Genomic DNA, 21,770 nt, shown 5'->3' with positions numbered 1-21,770 from the left:
ACGGGCTGAAAGGCTGAAACTGGGTGGAAAGCAGACTGGCAGGATTTCTGTTCTCAAACTGAAAAGTGTTGCATACTGTATTGATACAGCACTACATATCGTCAGAACGCGGGAATAAACGCAAGGAGGGCTGCGGTGAACGGAATTATCGGGATCGCGGGCGTCCTGACGATGCTGGTGGTCGTAGGTACCTTTATCGGCATCACCAATCGGAAGAACTTCTCTGTCACTTGGCTTCTTATCGCCGCCGGCTTGGTTCTTCTGAATGATGTGTTACTCACAAACGCTTATGGGCTGATTCCGAACTTGATCCCGGGCTCCGAATGGAACTGGCAGGGCAAGATATTCGCGCTAGTGGGCACGCTGATTGTGGCGTCGCTTCCAGGCTTCGGATGGCAGCGATCGGGATTAACTCTCAAGCAAGCCGAGGGTAGTCTGAGAAGCTGTGTTCCGATTGCGATTGCTTATTGTTTATTTTTCGTCGCCATTGCATTGGCATTTCCGAATGAAAGTGCGTCGACTGAAACGGTCGCGTTCCAGCTTACGATGCCAAGTTTCGAGGAGGAGCCATTCTACCGCGGCATCCTTCTGCTAGCGCTGTACGAAGCTTACGCCGGTCGCATTCGGAAATTTAACGTCGAATGGGGATGGGGCGCGATCCTCTCCTGCCTGCTCTTTGGTCTCACGCATGCTTTTGGTTATTCCGATGGGAGTTTTACGTTTGACCCAATCTACTTGGCCCTCACAGTGATACCGTCATTCCTTGCGGTCTGGATACGTCTTCGAACCGGCAGCCTTCTTTTGCCAGTGCTCATGCATTCAGCAGGCAATTCAATTCCTCTTTTTCTGTGACTGCTTTCGGGCGGCAGTATCCATCCTTCGCATGTCCGCTATTGGGGCGATTGCAGAAGGGCAGCTTTTTAACGGACGACGCCAATAGCAGCCATCGAAGCAGCGGATCAATTCCGTCCATGTTGTCTACCGTTCTGCACGCGAAATTAATCACTTCCCGCTTGACTTCCCCCGTTTTGTTTCTTAATTGTTCTTTATTCGTTCCCAGAACAGGACACCGGACATGCTCACGCAAAAGCAACATGAACTTCTTTGCTTCATTGATGACAGGCTGAAAGATAGCGGCGTCTCGCCCTCTTTTGAGGAAATGAAGGAAGCGCTTGGGCTCAAGTCGAAATCCGGCATTCACCGGCTGATCAGCGCGCTGGAGGAGCGGCATTTCATTCGCCGCCTGCCCAACCGGGCGCGGGCGCTGGAAGTGTTGAAACTGCCAGAAGGCGGCGTGTCAGACATTCCCGCATCCAATGTGGTTCCCCTGCACCAAGAGGCTCCGGTTCGGGAAGTCATTTCCAGCCATCCCCCCGCTGCAAATAACGATATTTTGGAAATCCCGTTGCACGGACGGATTGCCGCTGGCGCTCCGATTGAAGCTCTGGAAGGTCAGTCCGCACTCAGCGTACCAGCAGCCCTGCTTGGCCCCGGCGAACATTATGCATTGGAAGTATCTGGCGATTCCATGATTGATGCCGGCATTCTCGATGGGGATTATGCGCTCATCCAGAAAACCGAAGTAGCCCGCGATGGTGAGATTGTTGTGGCGCTGGTCCATGAAGAAGAAGCGACCCTGAAATATCTGCGCAAAGATGGTGGCAATGTTCAGCTCGATCCAGCCAACCCGGCCTATGAACCGCAGCGCTATGGTGCTGGCGAAGTACGCATTCAGGGAAAAATGGCCGGATTGCTGCGGCGCTACTAGTTCGCCGCCCCATTGTCATGCGTACCGGCTCTGATGGGCCGATAACGCGTCCATTGATGCGCCCCGGTCCGTTCTAGCGCGGTTGAAATCTGTTGCTTTTGCAGGTCGATGGTCATGCCGCCAACCTTCGACAACAGGGTTCGATCCGCCTTGATCCAGCTGGGTTCACAACTCGTCGGCAGTCGCCGGTCGCTGACGACAATATCCGCGCGACGGCATGCCGCGGATAGAGCGAGAGCGGGAATATAGTGAGAACTTCGGGTAGCTAAAACCGTCCATTTTCGGTCATTTCCGGCCAGCGTGATAAGGCAGGAATCAGCATTGCATTCTGCAACAGCCCAATCTTCCAAAGCCTGTGGTTCGCCTTCAACCCCTGCATTTTCAAGAATTATGCCGCGAATGAAATCACCGCTGCGGGTGCGAAGCATGGCCAGTTCGCCCTGAGCATTGCGGATACCGACATGGCGTCCATCGCTGGTGATATAGATGTCCGGAGCGCGAACGGTCGCGATCATGAGCGCCCCGATGACAATCGGAATCAACCCCAGATAGCGCCAGCGCTCCCGCCACAAACATAGCCAAAGCCCTCCGGCAATCACGAAAGCAAACGTCATGATTGACATGGATGGCAACATGGTCACCGCGCCCGGACGGCTGGATACGAAATGCGCGAGCGTGATCAGGCTGTTCAAGGCTTTGTCACACAGCCACCAGACAGGAGCCCCCAATCCAATACCATCCAGCGCCAATGCCAGAGCCTCCAACGGCATGATCACAAATGTTGTCAGCGGAATGGCGATGATATTGGCGAGCGCGCCGTAAAGTCCGGCCTTGTGAAAATGAAACAGTGCGATCGGCATCAGGGCGATTTCCACCACCAGACCGGTGAGAAATAGCGAGAATATGAAACGCCCGGTCTTGCGAAGCAGATGCTCCTCCCGCAGCATGAACATCGCCTTGATCCGCGGATGTTCATGCAGGGCAATGATCGCGGTGACCGCCGCAAAACTAAGCTGGAAACTCGGTCCCACCAATGTTTCGGGCCAGAATATCAGCACGAAAAGCGCCCCCGCCGCCACCATCCGCAAAGTGATGGCGCTGCGACCCATCATCAATGCGACCAAAACCAGCAAAGCCGCGACACAGGCCCTGATCGTCGGCACTTGTGCGCCAGTCATCAACGTATAGGCGACCGCCGCCAAAGCAGCGCAGCCAGCGGCCACGATCGGCAGTCGGAACCGCAGCGCTAATGGTGGAAAAATCGCAAGTATCTTCAGCACCAGAAGATAGATGGCACCAACGACCGCCGTAACATGGAGACCGCTGATCGAAAGCAGATGGGCCAAACCGCTGCGCCGCATCGCTTCGGCATCGGCTTCATCGATCGCACCCCGGTCTCCGGTGGCCAGCGTCGCCCCGATCGCACCGGCGGCACCCGACATTTGCGACTGAACATGCGCTGACAGCTGCTGCCGATATTCTGACAGCGCGAAAAACGGCTCGGCGGGGCGTAATATTTTAATATCGCCAAGTGCCTGCCCCGTCGCGCCCAGCCCTTTAAACCACGCGCGTTCGGAAAAGTCATAGGCTCCGGGAAGTGCGGGCATGGCCGGTGGCATCAAACGGGCCCGCAGCTGGATCAGGGCACCATTTTGCAGATCGGAATGGGCGCGTTCGAGGGGCACGTTCACCCGGACTCGCGGCGGCAGTTCCGCATGCCCGCCGGTCTGAAGGGTCAGCCGCACCATATTTCTAGCCAGAACGGGTTCAACCCGTTCAATCTCCGCGTTGAATATCGTGACGACGGGCCGCTCCAGCACCGGCGCGGCCACCTGCCAGGACCGAAACCAGATTAGACCGCAACCGATGGCCGCCAAAAGGCAGAACCAGAAAAGCGACTTGCCGATTCTGGTTGCCGGTCCAGAGAGGATCGCGAGCAACGCCATCGAACCGCACAGGCTGATGAAAGCCAGCCACCAGGCGGGGTTTGCAAGGTTGAACCAGGTCGCAATCCCGCAGCCCAAGGCCACAGGCACCCACAGCGGCAGTTGATCGCGTTCCCGCTCCAATAGCTGTTCCAGCTTTTTCACAGGCTGTTTTTCATGCCAAAATTCAGGGAATTGTCGTGGATGAAACAGCATGCTAAGGGCAGTGCCAATCCAACCGAGATCGGTGCCAATGGTGCCATTCGGGCTCAATCCATCCCGCATTTTCAATGCCTATCACAGGGGCCTAGCAAGCGTGAATTCAAATGATGCCAATCAGCCGAAACAGACAAATATGGTCGTAACCCGCTTTGCACCCTCGCCCACCGGATTCCTGCATATCGGGGGCGCGCGAACCGCGATGTTCAACTGGCTATTCGCCCGCCATCATGGCGGAAAAGCGCTGTTGCGGATTGAAGACACGGACAAAGCCCGCTCCACTCAGGAAGCCATTGATGCGATTTCAGAAGGGCTCGAATGGCTCGGGCTCGACTGGGACGATGAAACGGTATTCCAGTCCGAACGGGCCGCGCGCCATGCCGAAGTCGCCCACGAACTATTGGCGTCCGGCAACGCATATAAATGTTTCGCGACCCAGGACGAATTGGCCGCGATGCGGGAACAGCAGCGGGCTGAGAAAAAGCCGATGCGCTATGATGGTCGCTGGCGTGATCGTGATCCTTCCGAAGCTCCGGAAGGCGCGCCGTTCGCCATTCGGCTGAAAACCGAAATGGCCGGCAAAGTGACGATTGCCGATATGGTGCAAGGCGATGTCTCCGTCCAGAATAGCGAAATTGACGATTTCATTCTGCTCCGTTCGGACGGCACGCCCACTTACATGCTGGCGGTGGTGGTCGATGATCATGATATGGGCGTGACCCATCTCATTCGCGGCGACGATCATCTCAACAACGCCTTCCGGCAGCTTGCCTTGGTCCGCGCCATGGGATGGGCAGAGCCCGAATATGCCCATATTCCGCTGATCCACGGCAATGACGGCGCCAAATTGTCCAAACGGCACGGGGCACTGGGCGTCGAAGCCTATCGCGACATGGGCATTTTATCCGATGCGATGTTCAACTATCTATTGCGGCTGGGTTGGGGCCATGGTGACGATGAAATCATCTCCCGCGCGCAGGCCACGGAATGGTTCGATCTGAACGGTGTCGGTAAATCCCCGTCGCGTTTTGATACCAAGAAGCTGCAAAATCTAAACGGTCATTATATGCGTGATGCCGATGACGCGGACCTGATTCGCCTCGCGACACCATGGATCGAACAGGATCTGGGCCTGTCATTATCCCCTTCGGATAGCGAATTGCTCGGCCAAGCCATGCCGGTTTTGAAAAGCCGGGCAAAAAATCTCATCGAATTGGCCGAAAGCAGTCTTTTTCTCTTTAAAAAGCGTCCACTTGGCCTCGACGAACGCGCAGAAAACCTGCTAGACGAAAATGCACGGGCACTGCTGAAATCGATTCACCTTGGCTTGACTGATCTGGAAGACTGGACGCTCGAGACAACGGAAGAAACCATAAAAGCGATCGCGGAGTCTGCCGAATTGGGGTTAGGGAAGCTCGCACAACCTATGCGCGCCGCTTTAACTGGAAGCACCAGTTCACCCGGAATTTTTGACGTCCTTATACTTCTTGGAAAAGAAGAATCTTTAGGACGTCTTGCAGATCAAATTGAAAAAACCTGAATATCAGGAGCAGAAAGGACAATATCATGGGCGATAACGCAAAATTCGACATCCATGGCGAAAATTACGAATATCCGGTTCTAAAGGGCAGCGAAGGCCCCGACGTCGTCGATATTCGCAAATTATATGGCCAGACGGGTGCCTTCACCTATGACCCAGGCTTTACATCAACCGCCAGCTGCGAATCCGAGCTGACCTTCATCGACGGCGGCGAAGGTGTTTTGCTACACCGTGGCTATCCCATCGAGCAGCTCGCCGAGCACAGCAGCTTCATGGAAGTCGCGCATCTTTTGCTTCGTGGCGAATTGCCAACATCGGATGAATATTCCGACTTTACCAACACCATCACGCGCCACACGATGGTGCACGAACAACTACGCGGTTTCTATCAAGGCTTCCGCCGCGATGCTCACCCTATGGCAATCATGTGCGGTGTGGTCGGAGCACTGTCCGCATTCTATCATGACAGCACCGATATCAACGATCCCGCACAGCGGATGATCGCTAGCCATCGCTTGGTCGCCAAAATGCCGACCATTGCAGCCATGGCCTATAAATATTCCATCGGTCAGCCCTTTGTCTATCCGGACAACGAGCTTTCCTACACCGGCAATTTCCTGCGCATGACCTTCGGCGTTCCAGCAGAAGAATATGAAGTGCACCCGGCAATTGAAAAGGCAATGGACCGGATTTTCATCCTTCATGCTGATCATGAGCAGAACGCATCAACCTCGACCGTGCGTCTTGCTGGTTCATCGGGCGCCAACCCGTTTGCCTGCATCGCAGCCGGCATTGCCTGCCTTTGGGGCCCTGCTCATGGCGGTGCCAATGAAGCAGCGCTCAACATGTTGCATGAAATCGGTCATCCTGATCGTATTCCAGAATATATCAAACGCGCGAAGGACAAGAACGATCCGTTCCGTCTGATGGGCTTTGGTCACCGGGTTTATAAGAACTACGATCCGCGTGCATCGGTGATGCAGGAAACCGTCCGCGAAGTCTTTGAAACGCTGAAGGTTAAAGACCCCGTATTTGATGTTGCATTGCAGCTCGAAGAAATGGCGCTCAACGACCCATATTTCATCGACAAGAAGCTTTTCCCGAATGTCGATTTCTATTCCGGAATCATCTTGTCGGCTATCGGATTCCCGACGTCGATGTTCACCGTTCTTTTCGCTCTGGCCCGCACCGTCGGCTGGGTTGCACAATGGAACGAAATGATCTCCGATCCAGGCCAGCGCATTGGCCGTCCGCGCCAGTTGTACACTGGTCCAACCAAGCGAGACTATGTGTCGATCGACAAGCGGTAGAGACAATTAAATCAAGAAAAAGGGGAGCCAGCGTGCTCCCCTTTTTTTATGCGTTTTTTCGGCTTGGAAGCGACAAGGTGAAGGTTGCACCTTTGCCGGCCACGCTCTCGACGGTCAAACTGCCGTCCATCGCCCGCGCCAAGCGACGCGAAATGAATAGTCCTAGGCCACTGCCGCCATCGCCGGACCGTCCCAAACGTTCAAATTTCTCGAAAATCCGGTCATGATCTTCCCCCGCAATCCCATCGCCTTGGTCAGACACAGAAATCCGTGCAAATTCTTTGTCACTGAAAGCCCGCAACGTGACCACCGAACCATCGGGAGAATAACGAATTGCATTGCCGATCAGATTGACAAGCACCTGCAGAGACCGACGAAACTCGCCACGAGCAGGGACCTTGATATCCTCATCAGGAAGGTCAATCCGTATCTGGTGGTCTGCGGCTTTGACCGCCAACAAGCCCGCAGCACGATGCGCCAGATCGGCAAGATCAATATCATCCGCCGCCACGGTAAATTCAGGACGTTCGATCGCTTCGAGATCGGAAAGATCATTGACCAAATCAAGCAAATGGCGCCCAGCGGAAGCTATATCCTTGGCGTAGCCGGCGTAATCCCCACGCAGGGGACCTTCCAGCTTACTGTTGATGGTCTCGGCATTGGCGATGATTTTACCCAGCGGCTGGCGCAAAGCCGGGCCAAGCTGCAGGCCGAACAAGCTGTCGCTAATCAACTTACCCCGCACGGCATTTGGCTTTCCCGCTTCTGCCGCGGATTCATCCGATGTTACCGCAAAGCGATAGCCAGCGAACAATCCGGTCTTGTCGATCAACGGGTGGCCTTGGAACAGGAACATCCGTTGATCTCCGCGCTTTTCCCGTAAACGCTGATTTCGTATCGGTTGACGTTCAGCCACCGCTTCGAGCAATTTTGTGTGATCAGAAAGCGGGATAACATCAAATATATCGAACAAAGACTGACCCGCAACTTCGGACGCCCGTTCCATCTCTCCGGGCAGAATCTGGGAAATCACCCGTAGCGCCGCATCCGTCCTGATCGTGCCGCGACCTTCCAATCGATCAAAATCACGTTCGCGATCTGGATTCAATATGTGCGCATCATCGCGCGGGCGCTCTTTCCAATCAACAATGGCGATGCTGAGGTGCTTTTCTTCATTCTGGGAAACAAGCTGTGTTTCGACCCACATATCAATGTGATAATCATCATTGGATGCTTGTACGGGGCGTGACAGATTCATGCCCAAACGTCTGCTGAGGCGGCATAGATCAGCCAATTCGGGAACAGCAAGGGCTCCGCCCTCGGAGCCACCGCAGCGCAGATGCAATGTCATAAGCGGCGGATCCGCCGACAGAAGCAATCCGTCGGCATCCACCTGACCGCAAACCGGTTCAGCCAATTTGCCAGAAGCCGTCATTTTCCTAGATCACCAAGAATATCATTGGCCAGCACCCGTTCGGCATTTTGATACGCGACGGGCGATGTCCAATGAGAAACCAATGCCAATGACTGGTCGCGATCGGTCTCACCGTAAGTTGCAGCGGTCAGAATATCACCATTGCCATCAAGTGCCGCAAATATCGACACTGCTTCTGCCGCAGGAAAATCTGCTGCTCGCATTAAAACCACAAGACGCGGCATATTGGGCTCGGCCGTGAAGGCAATGATCTGGTCGCTGGTCGTTCCGGATTGTCTCGCCAGTCGTGCAAGAAACAATGACAGGCCATCTCTCATCGGATGTGGGATATCATTTTTGTCCGAATCAGATTGATCGAGCAACTGAGCAAGACGTTCAGCCTTACGCGCAACGCCTGCACTCTCATCATGAGCAGCAAGCAACCGCTCCGTTGCCTGTTGCAGCTGTGATCCTGACTGACCCGTCAATCGGGCAAGGGCTGCCGTTACCGGCCAAGCCAATGCATAGGCAATTTCTGGTGGCAAATCGGAAAAATCATCCGACATTTCACCCGTCGCTCCGGTCCCTTTGGATTGCGCGACCAACAATCCCATCGCAGCATCGGCAACAATAGGATCGTTATGATCTAGGTGGCGAGTCAGCGTAGATTCGAGATCTTCCTGCGAAATTTTCTGCAGCAATCTTGCGGACAATTCACTCTGTTGCGTCTTTACGAATATATGTTGAACGATTTCGGCGGTCTTGAGCAAAGTTGAGTTTTCTAGCAGCTGGAAACTCCGGCCTTCTCCGCCCTGCCCAATTGCTAAAATCGCTTCCTGTTCCACGCCAAGTTCCTGAGTAGCGATCGAACAGATTTGCGTTTCAATCTTACCAATGATGTTGCGCAGATATTGCCGTGCATTGGACAACATGCGGTCATTGAAAACCACATCGGTTTTGGGAAATAGGAGCTGAGCGAAATCATCAACCACAAGAGAAGGTTGGTCGGCCATCACGGAAGCATGACGAACGATATCGTTGTGCTTGGTGCTATCCATAGAGAATACTCGCTTTGCCATAGCTTCGCCGTACCCCAATGTGGTTAACAAGCCGCTAAGCCGAATAATTCATTATTCGCCTTCTATCACAGGCTTGTTCGTCACCTTTTTCGTCAAACAGCGGTCCAAAACGAAAAACAGGCTGGAATAAAGGGCGGCGGCATAAAGGCCATATGGCAAGTGCCCAAAAAAACTTCCCGCCAGCAATATCAGCAAAGCGAAACGCATATCCGGTTTCGCCAGCGTCAAGCGTCTATCCTCAGATCCCGTTCCGGAAAGCATGAGATGAGTGAGTAGGATTGCCGAAATCACCAGGTTTGCCGCCAATGTCGCCGCACCAGACGCTTGTACAACAAGGACTGTCACACCAATGGCCGCGAGCAGAGCCAGTGCCAATCTGGCCCAGTCTCTTACTTTCATGGCGCTGCCAAACCCAATCATCGTCGCCCTAACAAATTGGGTGATACTGCCTAAGAATAGCATGATCAGCGATGTGAGCGGATAGCTCAAAACAGCCGCTAGAACCCCTGCGCCCCCAGCGATTAATGTGCATATTCCCAGATATTGTGGCGCAGAATTTTTTTTCCAAAGCGTCGGCAGAATTCTCTTCGTCAAAGGACGCAACAGGAAGCGGTTTAGAAAACCATCCCCTTTCGCTGGCATTTCTTTCAATTTTTGCCGCGTGAACTGTTCAACGCTGACTTCGCTCTGCACATGGGCAATCGCACCGGCGCCCATTTTGCGGTCCGAAATAATCGCTCGTTCGCAGTCGGCCTGCACCGCTGTTCTAAGAAGCGCAGATCCAATTTCCCAATCATCGGGGATATCGATCATCGCTGTTAACCGAGATGCTTTGAGCGAGACGATCCCAAGCCAGCGTTGATTCAGGTCAATACGTTCAAATTCTTGATATTCCTCGGCATGCAAGACGGTAAACAGCAATTCCTGCGACGCTCCGCTCAGCTGCTCAATAATCTCGTCATTGGGCAAGATACCGTCGGCGATGTAGACCACATGATCCTGATCGCCTGCATATTGCACGAGATCTTTGGGACTTCGGACATATTCTGCATCCAGTCCCTGCTGTTTCATCGCATCGATTTTCTGTAACAGCGCACCGTGAGTCACCGGACATAGGAAGACGAACTTCTCACACCCAAAACTCTGTGCAGCCTGAATTTGTCGGTCGAGCAATGTTCCGGCAAAAAGCGGCAACAATGCAATCGGCCCATTTCCGTCCAAATCATCTTTTGCTAAAGAAATGAGTGCCAGTTTCACGAATATCGAGGTCCCATAAAATGGAGAGGAAGGTTTTTCCTGTCCATAGATGGTGGCATCCAAACATGCCAAGCGATATTCTATTGATAGCGCGACGCTGAGTGCGCCGAAAAAGCGATATCAGTCCCGATGGGCCTCAACAGCGGAAACAGCACGCTCCAGCTTACGCAAAATCACCGGATCACCGGGGGCGGCATGCGCGGCCTCATCGGCCAGCTGCAGGATATTGGTTGCGGAAAAGCTCGCTGCCAACCCCTTCAGGCGCCAGGCAGCATATTCCCAATTGGCATCACAGCGCGCTCGTCCCAATAGGTCGACTTGCCGTTTTGCGCTCTCCAGAAATGCCATACGCAATTCTGCAATAAGAGACTGATCGTCCCCTACAGCAGCTGTCAGCGCAGCATCTAAAGCCCCATAATCAAATGACATTCCTCCCTTATACGATCGCTATGGTTAACTTATGGTTTCTATGATCCAATATTGTGTTAAATAGTCTTCATGACAGGTGAATCTAAGATTATCGGGATGTGGCGTGATCGGGATGAAAGCCCCGATGACAGCCAAACAGAAACAACCGCAGGCGTGGAAAGCGATGCAACCGGTCCGGAAACGGAACGCGAGGACTTTCCTGAAGAAAATCAGCTGAATAGCGATAGCTCTTCGGAAGATGAGTGGCACCACTATGCCGACGATATGGCCACTGCGCCGTCTGCTACCCGATATATTCCAGCGCTATTGCTCGCAATTTCGATGATCGGCTGGACCGGGTTTTTCATCTGGGCGAACCGCGACATTTTTACCACAATTCCAACGCCCAAGGCCGGAATTGACCTGCTGACCCAATGGTGTTTGCCGATCGCAACGCTCGGCGTCGGCTATTTGCTATATATGCGCAACAGCACCAGAGAAGCCAATCGCTTTGCTGATGTTTCCTCTTCCTTGCGCGTGGAATCCGGTTTGCTGGAAACCCGGTTGAAGACGGTCAACAACGAGCTCACGGTTGCTCGCGAATTCTTAAGCCAGGAAAGCCGCGAACTCGAAACTCTCGGTGATCAATCGTCCGGCAAGCTCACCACGGCCGCTAGCTTGATCAAGAAATCCTTGGAAGATGGTCTTGGCAAAATGCAGAAGCTCGACGATGTCGGCGATGCGGCATATAAAAACCTCGAACAGCTGCGCGAACAACTGCCCGTCGTCATCAGTACGGCCAAAGATGTGACCAATCAAATCGGCAATAGCGGACGGACCGCCCAAACCGAGATGACGGCCATGACGGCAACCCTCAAAAAAATTGAGGCCGTCAGCACCGCTGCCCAAAGCAGCCTCAATGACCTTACCGACAAGTCTGTCCAGTCGGTCGAAAGCCTCGCGGCAGAAGCAGATCGAATTAAGACGAGCCTGACCGAACAACTGAAAGAAGCAGAGTCCGGATCGACCCAGCTTACGACGTTACTGAAGGACACCACTTCGGAGACGATCGACGCTCTGCAAAAGACACGATCCGAATTGGCCACCGAAACTTCTGAATCGGCGCTTGCGATGCGCGCCGATCTTGATGCGCTCGAAACGACGCTGGCAACGGTCGGGGAAATCGCAGACGGTGAAGAAGTGCGCCTCAAAACGCTCGCCACCACGCTCAATGAGAATATCTCTGAAATCGCGGAAAACGTGAAAAATCTCGACAATGAAAGCGGCGAAAAAACGGCGAAACTGGCATTTGCCATGACCGCAATGGAACAGAATAGCGCCGCTCTGCAGCAGTCGTTGGAAAGTGGATATGGCATTGCCGACGGTATGATCGAACGGATCGAGAAATTGCTCGTCGCTCTGGACAGCAGTGCGCGGGAATTGGACGAGACCCTGCCCCATGCCTTCGAACGCGTATCCGATAAGTCCAAAGAAAGTCTGGCGCTATACGGTCAAATCGCCAGCGAGGCTAACAAGGCCCAAGACGGTGCGAGCAAAATCGCACAGCAGGTTGCTGCGACAGATCAGTCCATTGCCGATCAACAGGAACAGATTCGCAAATTGCGCGAGGATGGAGAGATTGCGAGCCAATCAATCGTCGAACAGATTACCGAAATTTCGCAATCCATCGAAACCGTGCGCGAGCAGAATGAATCGCTTGCGGCAAGTGCTGGTGAGAAACTCATCAGCGCGCTTTTACGGGTGAAGGAGACAGCGAAAAAGGCTTCCGAACATTCCAGAGAAGTGCTCGAAAATTCTATTGCCGGATCGACCGAGGCTTTCGAAAAAGTGAGCGAAGAGGCGCTCAATCGGATTATCGACGAGAAAATTGCTTCGGTTGCACCAAAGCTGGAGCAAGCCGTCGCCCAAGCGGTCGCCACAACCCAATCCACCGCTTCGCATCTCACCGATCAGCTAACCGCTATTGAAGACATGACGACGAGCCTTGAGCAACGCATATTGTTCGCGAAAGAAAAGGCCGAACAAAGCAGCGACGAGAATTTCAGCCGGCGCGTGGCGCAGCTGACAGAATCGCTCAATTCCATCTCGATTGATGTCGGAAAACTGCTGTCGAACGACGTAACCGACACCGAATGGGCCGCCTATCTAAAAGGCGATCGCGGTATCTTCACAAGGCGCACGGTTCGCTTGCTAGACAATAAAGAAGTTAAAGAAATTCTCGCGCAATATACCGGCAATGACGAGTTCCGTGAGCACGTAAACCGCTATGTCCACGATTTTGAAGCGATGCTACGCGGTGTCCTCGCCACCCGCGATGGCAGTGCGATTAGCGTGACCTTGCTGTCATCGGATGTCGGCAAGCTTTATGTCGCCCTCGCTCAGGCGATTGAACGCCTGCGTAACTAGCCCAAACGTTCACGGCTATCGAAGACATCTATCGTGTCCAGCGTGATCCAACCATAGATATAGTTGAGATAGAATAGCCCGAACGCCGCCGTCGCCAAGAGCGTTGTCAGCAACAAAACCCGCAGCGGCCGGAAATTGACCGGTGCGCCATCGGCCTGCCCCTTCACCATCTCGATTCCGGACTCGTGATGGTTACGGATACCAATTGGCAGGATGATGAACGCTGACATCACCCAGAAAAGCACGTAAATCGCTATGATCGAGGTAATTTCCATATCCGATTAAGCCTCTACTGTGAGCACCGAAACAATCGGCTTCTTGCCCGTCCACTCGGTTGCGCTGCGACGAACCAGCAAGCGAACCGCCTCGTTAAACTTGTCGATATCGCCAACCGGTTCGGAATATTTAGCGATGATTTTGTCGACCACTTCATCGAGAAAATCTTCTTCATCTTCCTCCAGCGGAACACCCTGCAATTTCAGCACTGGCTGTCCGAAGACACGCCCTTTGCTATCCAGAGCGACGGCGACCGATATCATGCCATTATGCGCGGTTTTCCGGCGCTCGTTCAGTGTTTTTCCATCGGCCGGGATGATCACATCCCCATCCACCACAAGCCGTCCGGTACGTTCTTGCCCCAATATTTTCGGTCCATTGGGTGCCAGTCGCACCACATCGCCATTCTGTTGGAAAATAGCGTTTGGAATGCCTTGTTCCAGACCGAAGCTGGCTTGCGTCTTCATATGCCGGATTTCACCATGGACCGGGACCAATATCTCCGGTTTGATCCAATCATACATCTGGGCGAGTTCCGGTTGTCCGGGGTGGCCAGAAACATGAATATGTTCCTGACGCTCGGTAATCATAACAACCCCCTTGGCCGCAAGCTGGTTCTGTATCCGGCCAATCGCAATTTCATTGCCCGGAATCTGCTTGGACGAAAAGAGCACATGATCTCCTGAAGAGAGCTTGATCTGATGGCTATCGCCAGCAATGCGGCCCAGCGCTGCTCTGGCCTCGCCCTGCCCACCGGTTGCGATAATCATCACCTCACCGCGCGGCAGGCTCATCGCCTCCTGGAAATCGATCGTCGGTGGAAAGTCCTTGAGATAGCCGGTTTCGCGGCTATTTTCGATGATACGATCTAGGGAACGGCCGGCCACGCAAAGCTTCCGCCCCGCATGTTGGGCGACCTCACCCAAAGTTTGGAGCCGAGCAGCATTGGATGCAAAGGTCGTCACCACAACGCGTGTGTCAATCTCATCCACAACCCGCATTAGGTTGCGGCGGACTTCGCCTTCCGAACCCGATTCTTTTTCATTGAAGACATTGGTTGAATCGCAAACCATCGCGAGAACACCGTCATCGCCGATCTGCTTCAGCGTTTCCGGTGATGACGGGACGCCAAGCACGGGCTCTTCATCGAGCTTCCAGTCACCGGTATGGAATATTTTGCCATAAGGCGTGTCTATCAACACCGCGTTGCCTTCGGCAATACTATGCGCGATCGGCAGATACCGGAAGCCAAATGGCCCCAAGTCGAAAGTGCCTTCATTCGGGATGATGTTAAGCTCAACATCATTTTGCAGGCCGACTTCTTCCAGTTTGCGACGGATCAAGCCTGCGGTGAAAGGCGTAGCGAACAACGGAACATCCAGCTCCGCTGCGAAGAAGGGAACCGCGCCAATATGATCCTCATGACCATGGGTCAGCACGATACCGAGAAGGTCTTTCCGGTTTTTCTCGATAAATTCGAGATCCGGCAGGATCAGGTCAACGCCAGGATAGCTGAGGTCGGCAAAGGTCATACCGAGATCAAGCATCACCCATTTGCCATCACAGCCGTACAGGTTGACATTCATGCCGATTTCGCCCGACCCGCCAAGGGCCAGGAAGAGAAGTTCGTTTTTAGGTTTTGTCATGAAGCGTTTGTTGCTCGCTGAAAGAGGAAATGCAGGCCCTGAAGAGTCAGGTCCGATTCCAGATGATCAAAGACATCTGTATGTTCGTCAAAAAGTACGGCCAGTCCGCCGGTAGCGATGATCTTTGTCGGACGACCGATTTGCGCTTTCGTGCGCGCGACCAGTCCTTCGATCATCGCGACATAGCCCCAGAAAATACCGATCAACATCTGACTTTCCGTCGTCGTGCCGATGACATTATCATCGCCGGGAGATTCCAGCGCAATGCGCGGAAGTTGTGCGGTTTTACCAACCAGCGCATCCAGTGAAAGGTTGATGCCGGGAGCGATAACACCGCCCTTATAGGCCCCTTCATAGTCGGCGACATCGAACGTGGTGGCCGTGCCAAAGTCGATGATGACGATATCCTGCTTATATTTCTGATGTGCGGCGATCACATTCAAAACGCGATCCGCACCCACGCTATCGGGTTGCTCCACGTCTAGGGCGACGCCCCAGTTCGCCTTTCCTTTGCCAGCGACAAGCGGGGTAACGCCGAAATATTTCTCCGAAAGAACCGTCAGATTGTGCAGCGCACGCGGAACCACCGTGCCAATGATCACCGCATCAACAGCATCGATGCCAAGGCCTTCCAGCTCCAACAACTGCCGGAGCCAGACAACATATTCGTCTGCGGTACGCCGGGCATCGGTCGCAATCCGCCAACGCGCGCGAATATCGTCGCCATCAAAGAGGGCGAATACAACATTGGTATTTCCGGCATCAATCGCCAATAGCATGAGCAACTCTTCTTTCTATCCGATGGAAATATCACCGGCGCGTATTTCGATAAGCGTTCCGTCGGCTTTTCTCAAGCAAAGCGCGCCATCTGTGGTCAAGCCGGCAAATTCACCGCTGATCTTGTCGCCACCATCGTCGCTGGTCGTGACGATCATGCCAACCGGATGCGCCAAGGCCTGCCACTCTTTCAATATGCGTGCCAGGCCAGCCTCACGCCACAATTTCACCCATTTTTCAAATGCGCTCGCCAGTTGGTCGAGAAACCCTGCCGCATCGATGGTCGCGCCTTCCTTTGACAGGCTGGTCACAGTCCGTCCTTCGACCTGCGGGGCCTGCTCTATATTGACGCCGATACCGACAACCACCTGATCCTTGACCCGCTCTAACAGGATACCACAGATTTTTGAATCCGATACGAGCACGTCATTCGGCCATTTGAGCAGCATGGGCACATCGGGCAGACAGGATCGAATGGCAGCATGAACCGCCAGCCCGGCGACGAAGGACAAAGAGGACGGTTCCGGATCACCGGGCCGCATGTCCACCACTGTGCTGCAAAAAAGATTACCTTGGGGACTTTCCCACTTACGGCCGCGACGCCCTACCCCGCCGGTCTGACTCTCGGCGCGCAACCAGAATCCTTCCGGCGCGCTGTCGGTCAGAGACAGCGCCTTCACATCCGCATTGGTCGATGCGGTTTCGGCAATAGTCTCTACGAGAATAGTCAGAAAAGCGACGCAGCAGCAGCGGCAGCAATCGGCGCCATGAACGGTATCGCCAGATAACCCAATGGCGACACGAACAACGCCAGAACCGCTATCAGTCCATTTTCGGTCTTATGCCCTGTGGCGACAATCTCGCCAGCTGGATCATCGAAATAGATGATCTTGACGATCTTGATATAATAGAAGGCACCAATGACCGAAGCGGCAATACCGATGACTGCAAGCGGCAACATGCCCGCCGCAACCGCAGCATCAAATACCAAAAACTTACCCCAGAAACCGAACAATGGCGGGATACCAGCCAAAGAGAACATGAAGACGGCAAAGGCCGCGGCAAGTCCGGGACGCGTTTGCGACAAGCCAGCCAGACTGGACAAAGTTTCGAGAGGTTTCCCGTCCTTGTCCCGCATTTCCAGCACACAGATAAAGCTACCCAGAGTCATCGCAACATAGACAGCGAGATAGAACATCATCGCCGCAATGCCTTGCTCAGTCCCGGCGGCGAGGCCGATAAGCAGAAAGCCAACATTGTTGATCGAACTATAGGCAAGCAGACGCTTGATATTCTGTTGCCCGATTGCGGCAACCGCACCCAGGACGATGGAAGCCAGCGCGACAAAAACAATGATCTGCTGCCAAGCCGACGTCTGACCGCCAAACGCTTCGATGATGACGCGCGCGGTCAATGCGATAGCCGCCACTTTTGGGGCGCTGGCAAAGAAAGTCGTGACCGGTGTTGGCGCGCCTTCGTACACATCGGGCGTCCACATATGGAACGGCACCGCGCTGATCTTGAAAGCGAGACCAGAGAGAACCAGCACCAGACCGATCAGCGGTCCGGTGGAAAGATCACCGTTCAGCGTTTCACCAATCACTGCAAAGCTGGTCGAACCGGCAAAGCCGTAGACAAGGGAAATACCAAAGAGCAGCATCCCGCTGGCCAGCGCGCCTAGGACGAAATATTTCAGACCGGCTTCGGACGAACGCACGTCGGTGCGGATAAAACTGGCCAGAACATAGGCTGACAGACTGTTCAGTTCCAAACCGATATAGAGCGTCATCATATCGGTTGCCGACACCATCATTCCCATGCCGACGCAGGCAAAAAGGATCAGGATCGGATATTCCGGACGATATTTACCGCCCGCCTGGAAGAAACGCGGTGCAATCATCAAAGATATGATAGCCGCGAGATAAATCAGGAACTTCGCAGCGCTGCCGAATGCATCCATACGATATTGATCGTAAAAAGCGGATGCGCCATCCTTAAATTCAGGCAGATGCGCAAGCACCATCAGCAGGATCGATGCGCCGAAAAGCGCCGATGCTGACAATATTGTGACCAGACGTGCGGATTTTTCACCGCCCCACGCGGCGATCATCAGCAAGATCAGACTCGATATGCTGAGGAAGATTTCCGGCGAAACCAGCCATAGGGAATTTCCGATACCCATCAGTGTGCCTCCCCTTGGGCATGATCTTTGGCGACAGCTTTCGCCTCACCCATTTTCAGATGCGCGTCCCCTTCCGGAGCCGCACGGTCAATACGAGCCACCAATGCGCCGACATCGCCGCGGATTGGAGCCATGAAGCTTTCAGGATAGACACCCATCCACATCACAGCAGCGGCAATAGGTGCCAGCAGTGCCATTTCGCGCGCGGATAGATCGGGCATGGCTTTAACATCCTCATGAACAAGCTCACCGAATGCAACGCGGCGATAGAGGTAAAGCATATAGCCTGCCCCCAGAATGATCCCTGTGGTCGCGACCAGCGTCACCCAGCTGTTGACCTTGTAGAGGCCGACTAGCGAGAGGAATTCGCCAACGAAACCGCTGGTTCCCGGCAGGCCGATCGAAGCCATGGTGAACAGCATGAAGAGGATCGCATATTTCGGCATGTTGATCGACAGTCCGCCGTAGCGATCGATTTCCCGCGTATGCAGTCGATCATAGATCACACCAACACAAAGGAAGAGTGCACCAGAGACCAAACCATGGCTCAGCATCACAATGATCGCGCCCTCGATACCCTGACGGTTAAAAGCAAACAAGCCAAGCGTCACAATCGCCATATGGGCAACCGAGCTATAGGCAATCAGCTTCTTCATATCCTGCTGCACCAACGCAACCAGCGACGTGTAGATAACCGCCACCATCGACAGACCGAAGACCAGCCAGATAAACTGTTCCGAAGCTTCCGGGAACATCGGCAGCGAGAAGCGCAGGAAGCCATAGCCACCCATTTTCAGCAATACGCCAGCCAATATGACAGAACCGGCGGTCGGCGCCTGAACGTGCGCATCAGGCAGCCAGGTATGGACCGGCCACATCGGCATCTTCACCGCGAAGCTGGCGAAGAAGGCTAGCCAGAGCCATGTCTGTGCCTCGGGCGCAAAATCATAGTTGAGCAGGGTTGGAATATCGCTGGTACCCGCATCCTGCACCATCCACAGCATTGCGATCAGCATCACCACCGAGCCAAGCAACGTGTAGAGGAAAAATTTATAACTGGCGTAAATCCGGTTCGCCCCACCCCATATACCGATGATCAAGTACATTGGGATCAGGCCTGCCTCGAAGAGAATGTAGAAAAGGAAGATATCCTGCGCCGCAAAGACGCCGATCATCAGCACCTCCATGAACAGGAAAGCCGCCATATATTCGCCGACCCGCGTCTGGATCGATTCCCAGCTGGCACCGATACAGATCGGCATCAGGAACACCGTGAGCATGATCAGCATCATCGAAATGCCGTCGACACCCAGCGCCCAGGCGAAATTGCCGAAGAGATCGGCCCGCTCGACATATTGCCATTGCGGCCCGCCAATATCGTAATTGGCCCAAAGAACCACACCAAGACCGAATAGTATCAGTGTCGTGACAAGCGCCACCCAGCGGGCGGCCTGCGCATTGAGGAACAGACAGATGATCGCCGCCAACATTGGCAGACCCATCATCAGCGACAGGATTGGGAAATCAAGCTGATTCATGAGCTGGCTCCCCCAACGATAATCCAGGTAGCCGCAGCGGCCAGACCCAATAGCATGACAAGGGCATAAGAATAGAGATACCCGCTCTGGAAGCGTTTCATGACACCGGAACCGCTAGCAATCACACCGGCGATGCCATTGGGACCAAAACGATCGATCGTGCCTTCATCACCGGTCTTCCAGAATTTCCGGCCCAGCCAGAATGCAGGGCGGATGAAGATCAGATTGTACAGCTCGTCAAAATACCATTTGTTGAAGAAGAACTGGTACAAAGGACTGAACGTTTGGGCCAGACGGGCCGGACGGTCGGTTCCGCGGAAGTACATGAAATAAGCGGTAGCCAGACCGGTCAGCATCGCGACGGTAGCCGACAATTTCACCCACAAGGGCACTTCATGGACCGCGTGCATCAGCCCCGCGTCATAGGCAATGGCGCCATTCCAGAAATTACCGTCATCGATAAACGTATGGCTAAAGACGAAACCTGCGAAGACAGCCCCGAGAGACAAAAGCACCAATGGGATAAGCATCGGCAGCGGGCTTTCATGCGGATGATAGCCGCCAGTCGTGTCATCACCAGCTTCTTCCGGCGTTTTGTGGACGCTGTGCTGGATATGCTCGGACTGGATCCAGCGCGGTTTGCCCCAAAAAGTCAGGAACATCAGACGCCAGCTGTAGAAGCTGGTCAGCAAGGCAGCGAGAACACCGATGAAGAAGGCAAATTGGCCCACTTCACTACCCGCAGCAAAGGCCGCTTCGATAATCGCATCTTTGGAGTGGAAACCGGCAAAACCAGCGTGCAACCAATAGATACCAACACCGGTTATGGCCAGCGTACCAGCCATCATTGCCCAGAAGGTCAGCGGGATTTCTTTCCGCAATCCGCCATAATAGCGCATATCCTGCTCGTGATGCATCGCGTGGATCACCGAACCGGCACCGAGGAACAGCAACGCTTTGAAGAAAGCGTGGGTGAACAGGTGGAACATCGCCACATTATAAGCGCCAACGCCAGCGGCGAAGAACATATAGCCCAGTTGTGAACAGGTGGAATAAGCGATAACCCGTTTGATATCATGCTGGACCAGACCAACAGTGGCGGCGAAAATCGCAGTACAAGCGCCAACCACGGTTACCACGGTCAAAGCAACATCACTGGTCTCGAACATGGGCGATAGACGGCACACCATGAAGACGCCTGCGGTCACCATCGTTGCAGCGTGGATCAAAGCAGAGACCGGCGTAGGACCCTCCATCGCATCCGGCAGCCAGGTGTGCAGACCAAGCTGCGCCGACTTGCCCATCGCGCCGACAAACAGCAACAAACAGAGGATCGTCATTGTATCGAGGCGCATCCCCGCGAACGTGATCGTCGATCCCGCCATAGCGGGCGCCGCTTCAAGAATTTCAGGAATGGACACGGTGCCGAAGACAAGGAATGTACCGAAGATACCAAGCATGAAGCCCAGATCACCGACCCGGTTAACGACAAAAGCTTTGATAGCTGCGGCATTGGCGCTCGGCTTCTTGAACCAGAAACCGATCAGCAAATAGGACGCGAGGCCCACGCCTTCCCAACCGAAGAACATCTGAACCAGATTATCAGCGGTCACCAGCATCAACATGGCGAAGGTGAAGAGCGACAAATATGCAAAGAAACGCGGCTGGTCCGGATCTTCGTCCATATAGCCCCATGAATAGAGGTGCACGAGCGCAGAGACGCTGGTCACAACCACCAGCATGACCGCGGTCAGCGTATCCACACGCAGCGACCAGTCAAAGGTCAGGTCACCCGACACGATCCAGGTCAGAACCGGCACGACTTCGGCGGTGCTCGTACCGCTGACGAAACCGATAAATATCGGCCAGCTCAGCGCACAGGCAGCAAATAACGCGCCCGTCGTCACTATTTTCGCGGGTATGTTACCAATGACCCGGTTGCCGAACCCTGCGACAATTGCTGCCAACAAGGGCAGGAATACGATTAGCTGGATAGCCAAGGTC

At 54.1% G+C, this 21,770-nt stretch carries 17 protein-coding genes; 5 read left to right on the top strand and 12 right to left on the bottom strand.

Features of this window, described 5'->3' with window-relative positions:
• The first annotated feature begins 135 nt into the window (after positions 1–135).
• Entirely contained in the window at positions 136–852 is a 717-nt protein-coding gene (locus ABJG22_RS08760; RefSeq protein ID WP_348019850.1) for a CPBP family intramembrane glutamic endopeptidase, read from the top strand.
• 223 nt (positions 853–1,075) lie between these two features.
• Complete coding sequence (gene lexA / locus ABJG22_RS08755; protein ID WP_348019849.1) at positions 1,076–1,768, top strand: transcriptional repressor LexA; 693 nt, start codon at positions 1,076–1,078, stop codon at positions 1,766–1,768.
• Here the strand turns inward: lexA and ABJG22_RS08750 are convergent.
• Positions 1,765–3,978 carry a ComEC/Rec2 family competence protein gene (locus ABJG22_RS08750; protein WP_348019848.1) on the bottom strand — a complete coding sequence of 738 codons (2,214 nt, stop codon included), beginning with the start codon at positions 3,976–3,978 and terminating at the stop codon, positions 1,765–1,767. The two genes, lexA and ABJG22_RS08750, sit on opposite strands and share 4 nt — an antisense overlap.
• A gap of 70 nt (positions 3,979–4,048) precedes the next feature.
• On the opposite strand from ABJG22_RS08750, the gene gltX reads away from it, so the two are divergent.
• Complete coding sequence (gene gltX, locus ABJG22_RS08745) at positions 4,049–5,452, top strand: glutamate--tRNA ligase (RefSeq protein ID WP_348020339.1); 1,404 nt, start codon at positions 4,049–4,051, stop codon at positions 5,450–5,452.
• A gap of 26 nt (positions 5,453–5,478) precedes the next feature.
• On the top strand, positions 5,479–6,762 hold the full coding sequence (locus ABJG22_RS08740) for a citrate synthase (RefSeq protein ID WP_348019847.1): 1,284 nt from the start codon (positions 5,479–5,481) through the stop codon (positions 6,760–6,762).
• Between the two features lie 46 nt (positions 6,763–6,808).
• Here ABJG22_RS08740 and ABJG22_RS08735 read toward each other — a convergent pair whose 3' ends face one another.
• The 4 genes from ABJG22_RS08735 to ABJG22_RS08720 all read right to left on the bottom strand — a co-directional run bounded on the left by ABJG22_RS08735 (position 6,809) and on the right by ABJG22_RS08720 (position 10,941).
• Positions 6,809–8,197 (bottom strand): HAMP domain-containing sensor histidine kinase, encoded by a 1,389-nt coding sequence (locus tag ABJG22_RS08735; protein WP_348019846.1) that lies wholly within the window; start codon positions 8,195–8,197, stop codon positions 6,809–6,811.
• Positions 8,194–9,255 carry a hypothetical protein gene (locus ABJG22_RS08730; protein WP_348019845.1) on the bottom strand — a complete coding sequence of 354 codons (1,062 nt, stop codon included), beginning with the start codon at positions 9,253–9,255 and terminating at the stop codon, positions 8,194–8,196. Before ABJG22_RS08730 ends, ABJG22_RS08735 begins: the two co-directional genes overlap by 4 nt.
• A gap of 51 nt (positions 9,256–9,306) precedes the next feature.
• Positions 9,307–10,512, bottom strand: coding sequence for a hypothetical protein (locus tag ABJG22_RS08725; RefSeq protein WP_348019844.1), 1,206 nt, complete (start codon positions 10,510–10,512; stop codon positions 9,307–9,309).
• 120 nt (positions 10,513–10,632) lie between these two features.
• Complete coding sequence (locus ABJG22_RS08720) at positions 10,633–10,941, bottom strand: Hpt domain-containing protein (RefSeq protein ID WP_348019843.1); 309 nt, start codon at positions 10,939–10,941, stop codon at positions 10,633–10,635.
• A gap of 69 nt (positions 10,942–11,010) precedes the next feature.
• On the opposite strand from ABJG22_RS08720, the gene ABJG22_RS08715 reads away from it, so the two are divergent.
• A complete protein-coding gene (locus ABJG22_RS08715) occupies positions 11,011–13,347 on the top strand; it encodes a hypothetical protein (RefSeq protein ID WP_348019842.1) in 2,337 nt (778 codons plus the stop codon).
• On the opposite strand, the gene ABJG22_RS08710 is transcribed toward ABJG22_RS08715, so the two are convergent.
• From ABJG22_RS08710 to nuoL, 7 genes are read right to left on the bottom strand one after another with little or no spacing between them, the layout of a single operon-like run.
• A complete protein-coding gene (locus tag ABJG22_RS08710) occupies positions 13,344–13,622 on the bottom strand; it encodes a DUF1467 family protein (protein ID WP_348019841.1) in 279 nt (92 codons plus the stop codon). The two genes, ABJG22_RS08715 and ABJG22_RS08710, sit on opposite strands and share 4 nt — an antisense overlap.
• Before the next feature lie 6 nt (positions 13,623–13,628).
• On the bottom strand, positions 13,629–15,269 hold the full coding sequence (locus ABJG22_RS08705) for a ribonuclease J (protein ID WP_348019840.1): 1,641 nt from the start codon (positions 15,267–15,269) through the stop codon (positions 13,629–13,631).
• Positions 15,266–16,048 carry a type III pantothenate kinase gene (locus ABJG22_RS08700; RefSeq protein ID WP_348019839.1) on the bottom strand — a complete coding sequence of 261 codons (783 nt, stop codon included), beginning with the start codon at positions 16,046–16,048 and terminating at the stop codon, positions 15,266–15,268. The genes ABJG22_RS08705 and ABJG22_RS08700 overlap by 4 nt, the downstream gene beginning before the upstream one ends.
• A gap of 15 nt (positions 16,049–16,063) precedes the next feature.
• The gene (locus ABJG22_RS08695) at positions 16,064–16,756 is read right to left on the bottom strand and encodes a biotin--[acetyl-CoA-carboxylase] ligase (RefSeq protein WP_348020338.1); all 693 of its coding nucleotides are present in this window, start codon (positions 16,754–16,756) and stop codon (positions 16,064–16,066) included.
• A gap of 17 nt (positions 16,757–16,773) precedes the next feature.
• On the bottom strand, positions 16,774–18,228 hold the full coding sequence (nuoN, locus tag ABJG22_RS08690; RefSeq protein ID WP_348019838.1) for an NADH-quinone oxidoreductase subunit NuoN: 1,455 nt from the start codon (positions 18,226–18,228) through the stop codon (positions 16,774–16,776).
• The gene (locus ABJG22_RS08685) at positions 18,228–19,766 is read right to left on the bottom strand and encodes an NADH-quinone oxidoreductase subunit M (RefSeq protein ID WP_348019837.1); all 1,539 of its coding nucleotides are present in this window, start codon (positions 19,764–19,766) and stop codon (positions 18,228–18,230) included. Before ABJG22_RS08685 ends, nuoN begins: the two co-directional genes overlap by 1 nt.
• Positions 19,763–21,766 carry an NADH-quinone oxidoreductase subunit L gene (gene nuoL, locus ABJG22_RS08680; RefSeq protein ID WP_348019836.1) on the bottom strand — a complete coding sequence of 668 codons (2,004 nt, stop codon included), beginning with the start codon at positions 21,764–21,766 and terminating at the stop codon, positions 19,763–19,765. Before nuoL ends, ABJG22_RS08685 begins: the two co-directional genes overlap by 4 nt.
• Positions 21,767–21,770: the final 4 nt, after the last annotated feature.

Origin of the sequence: Parasphingorhabdus sp. (assembly GCF_039939955.1) — a bacterium.
Lineage (GTDB): Bacteria > Pseudomonadota > Alphaproteobacteria > Sphingomonadales > Sphingomonadaceae > Parasphingorhabdus.
The sequence above is the reverse complement of the archived record's forward strand: the minus strand, read 5'-3'. Positions and strand labels throughout refer to the sequence as shown.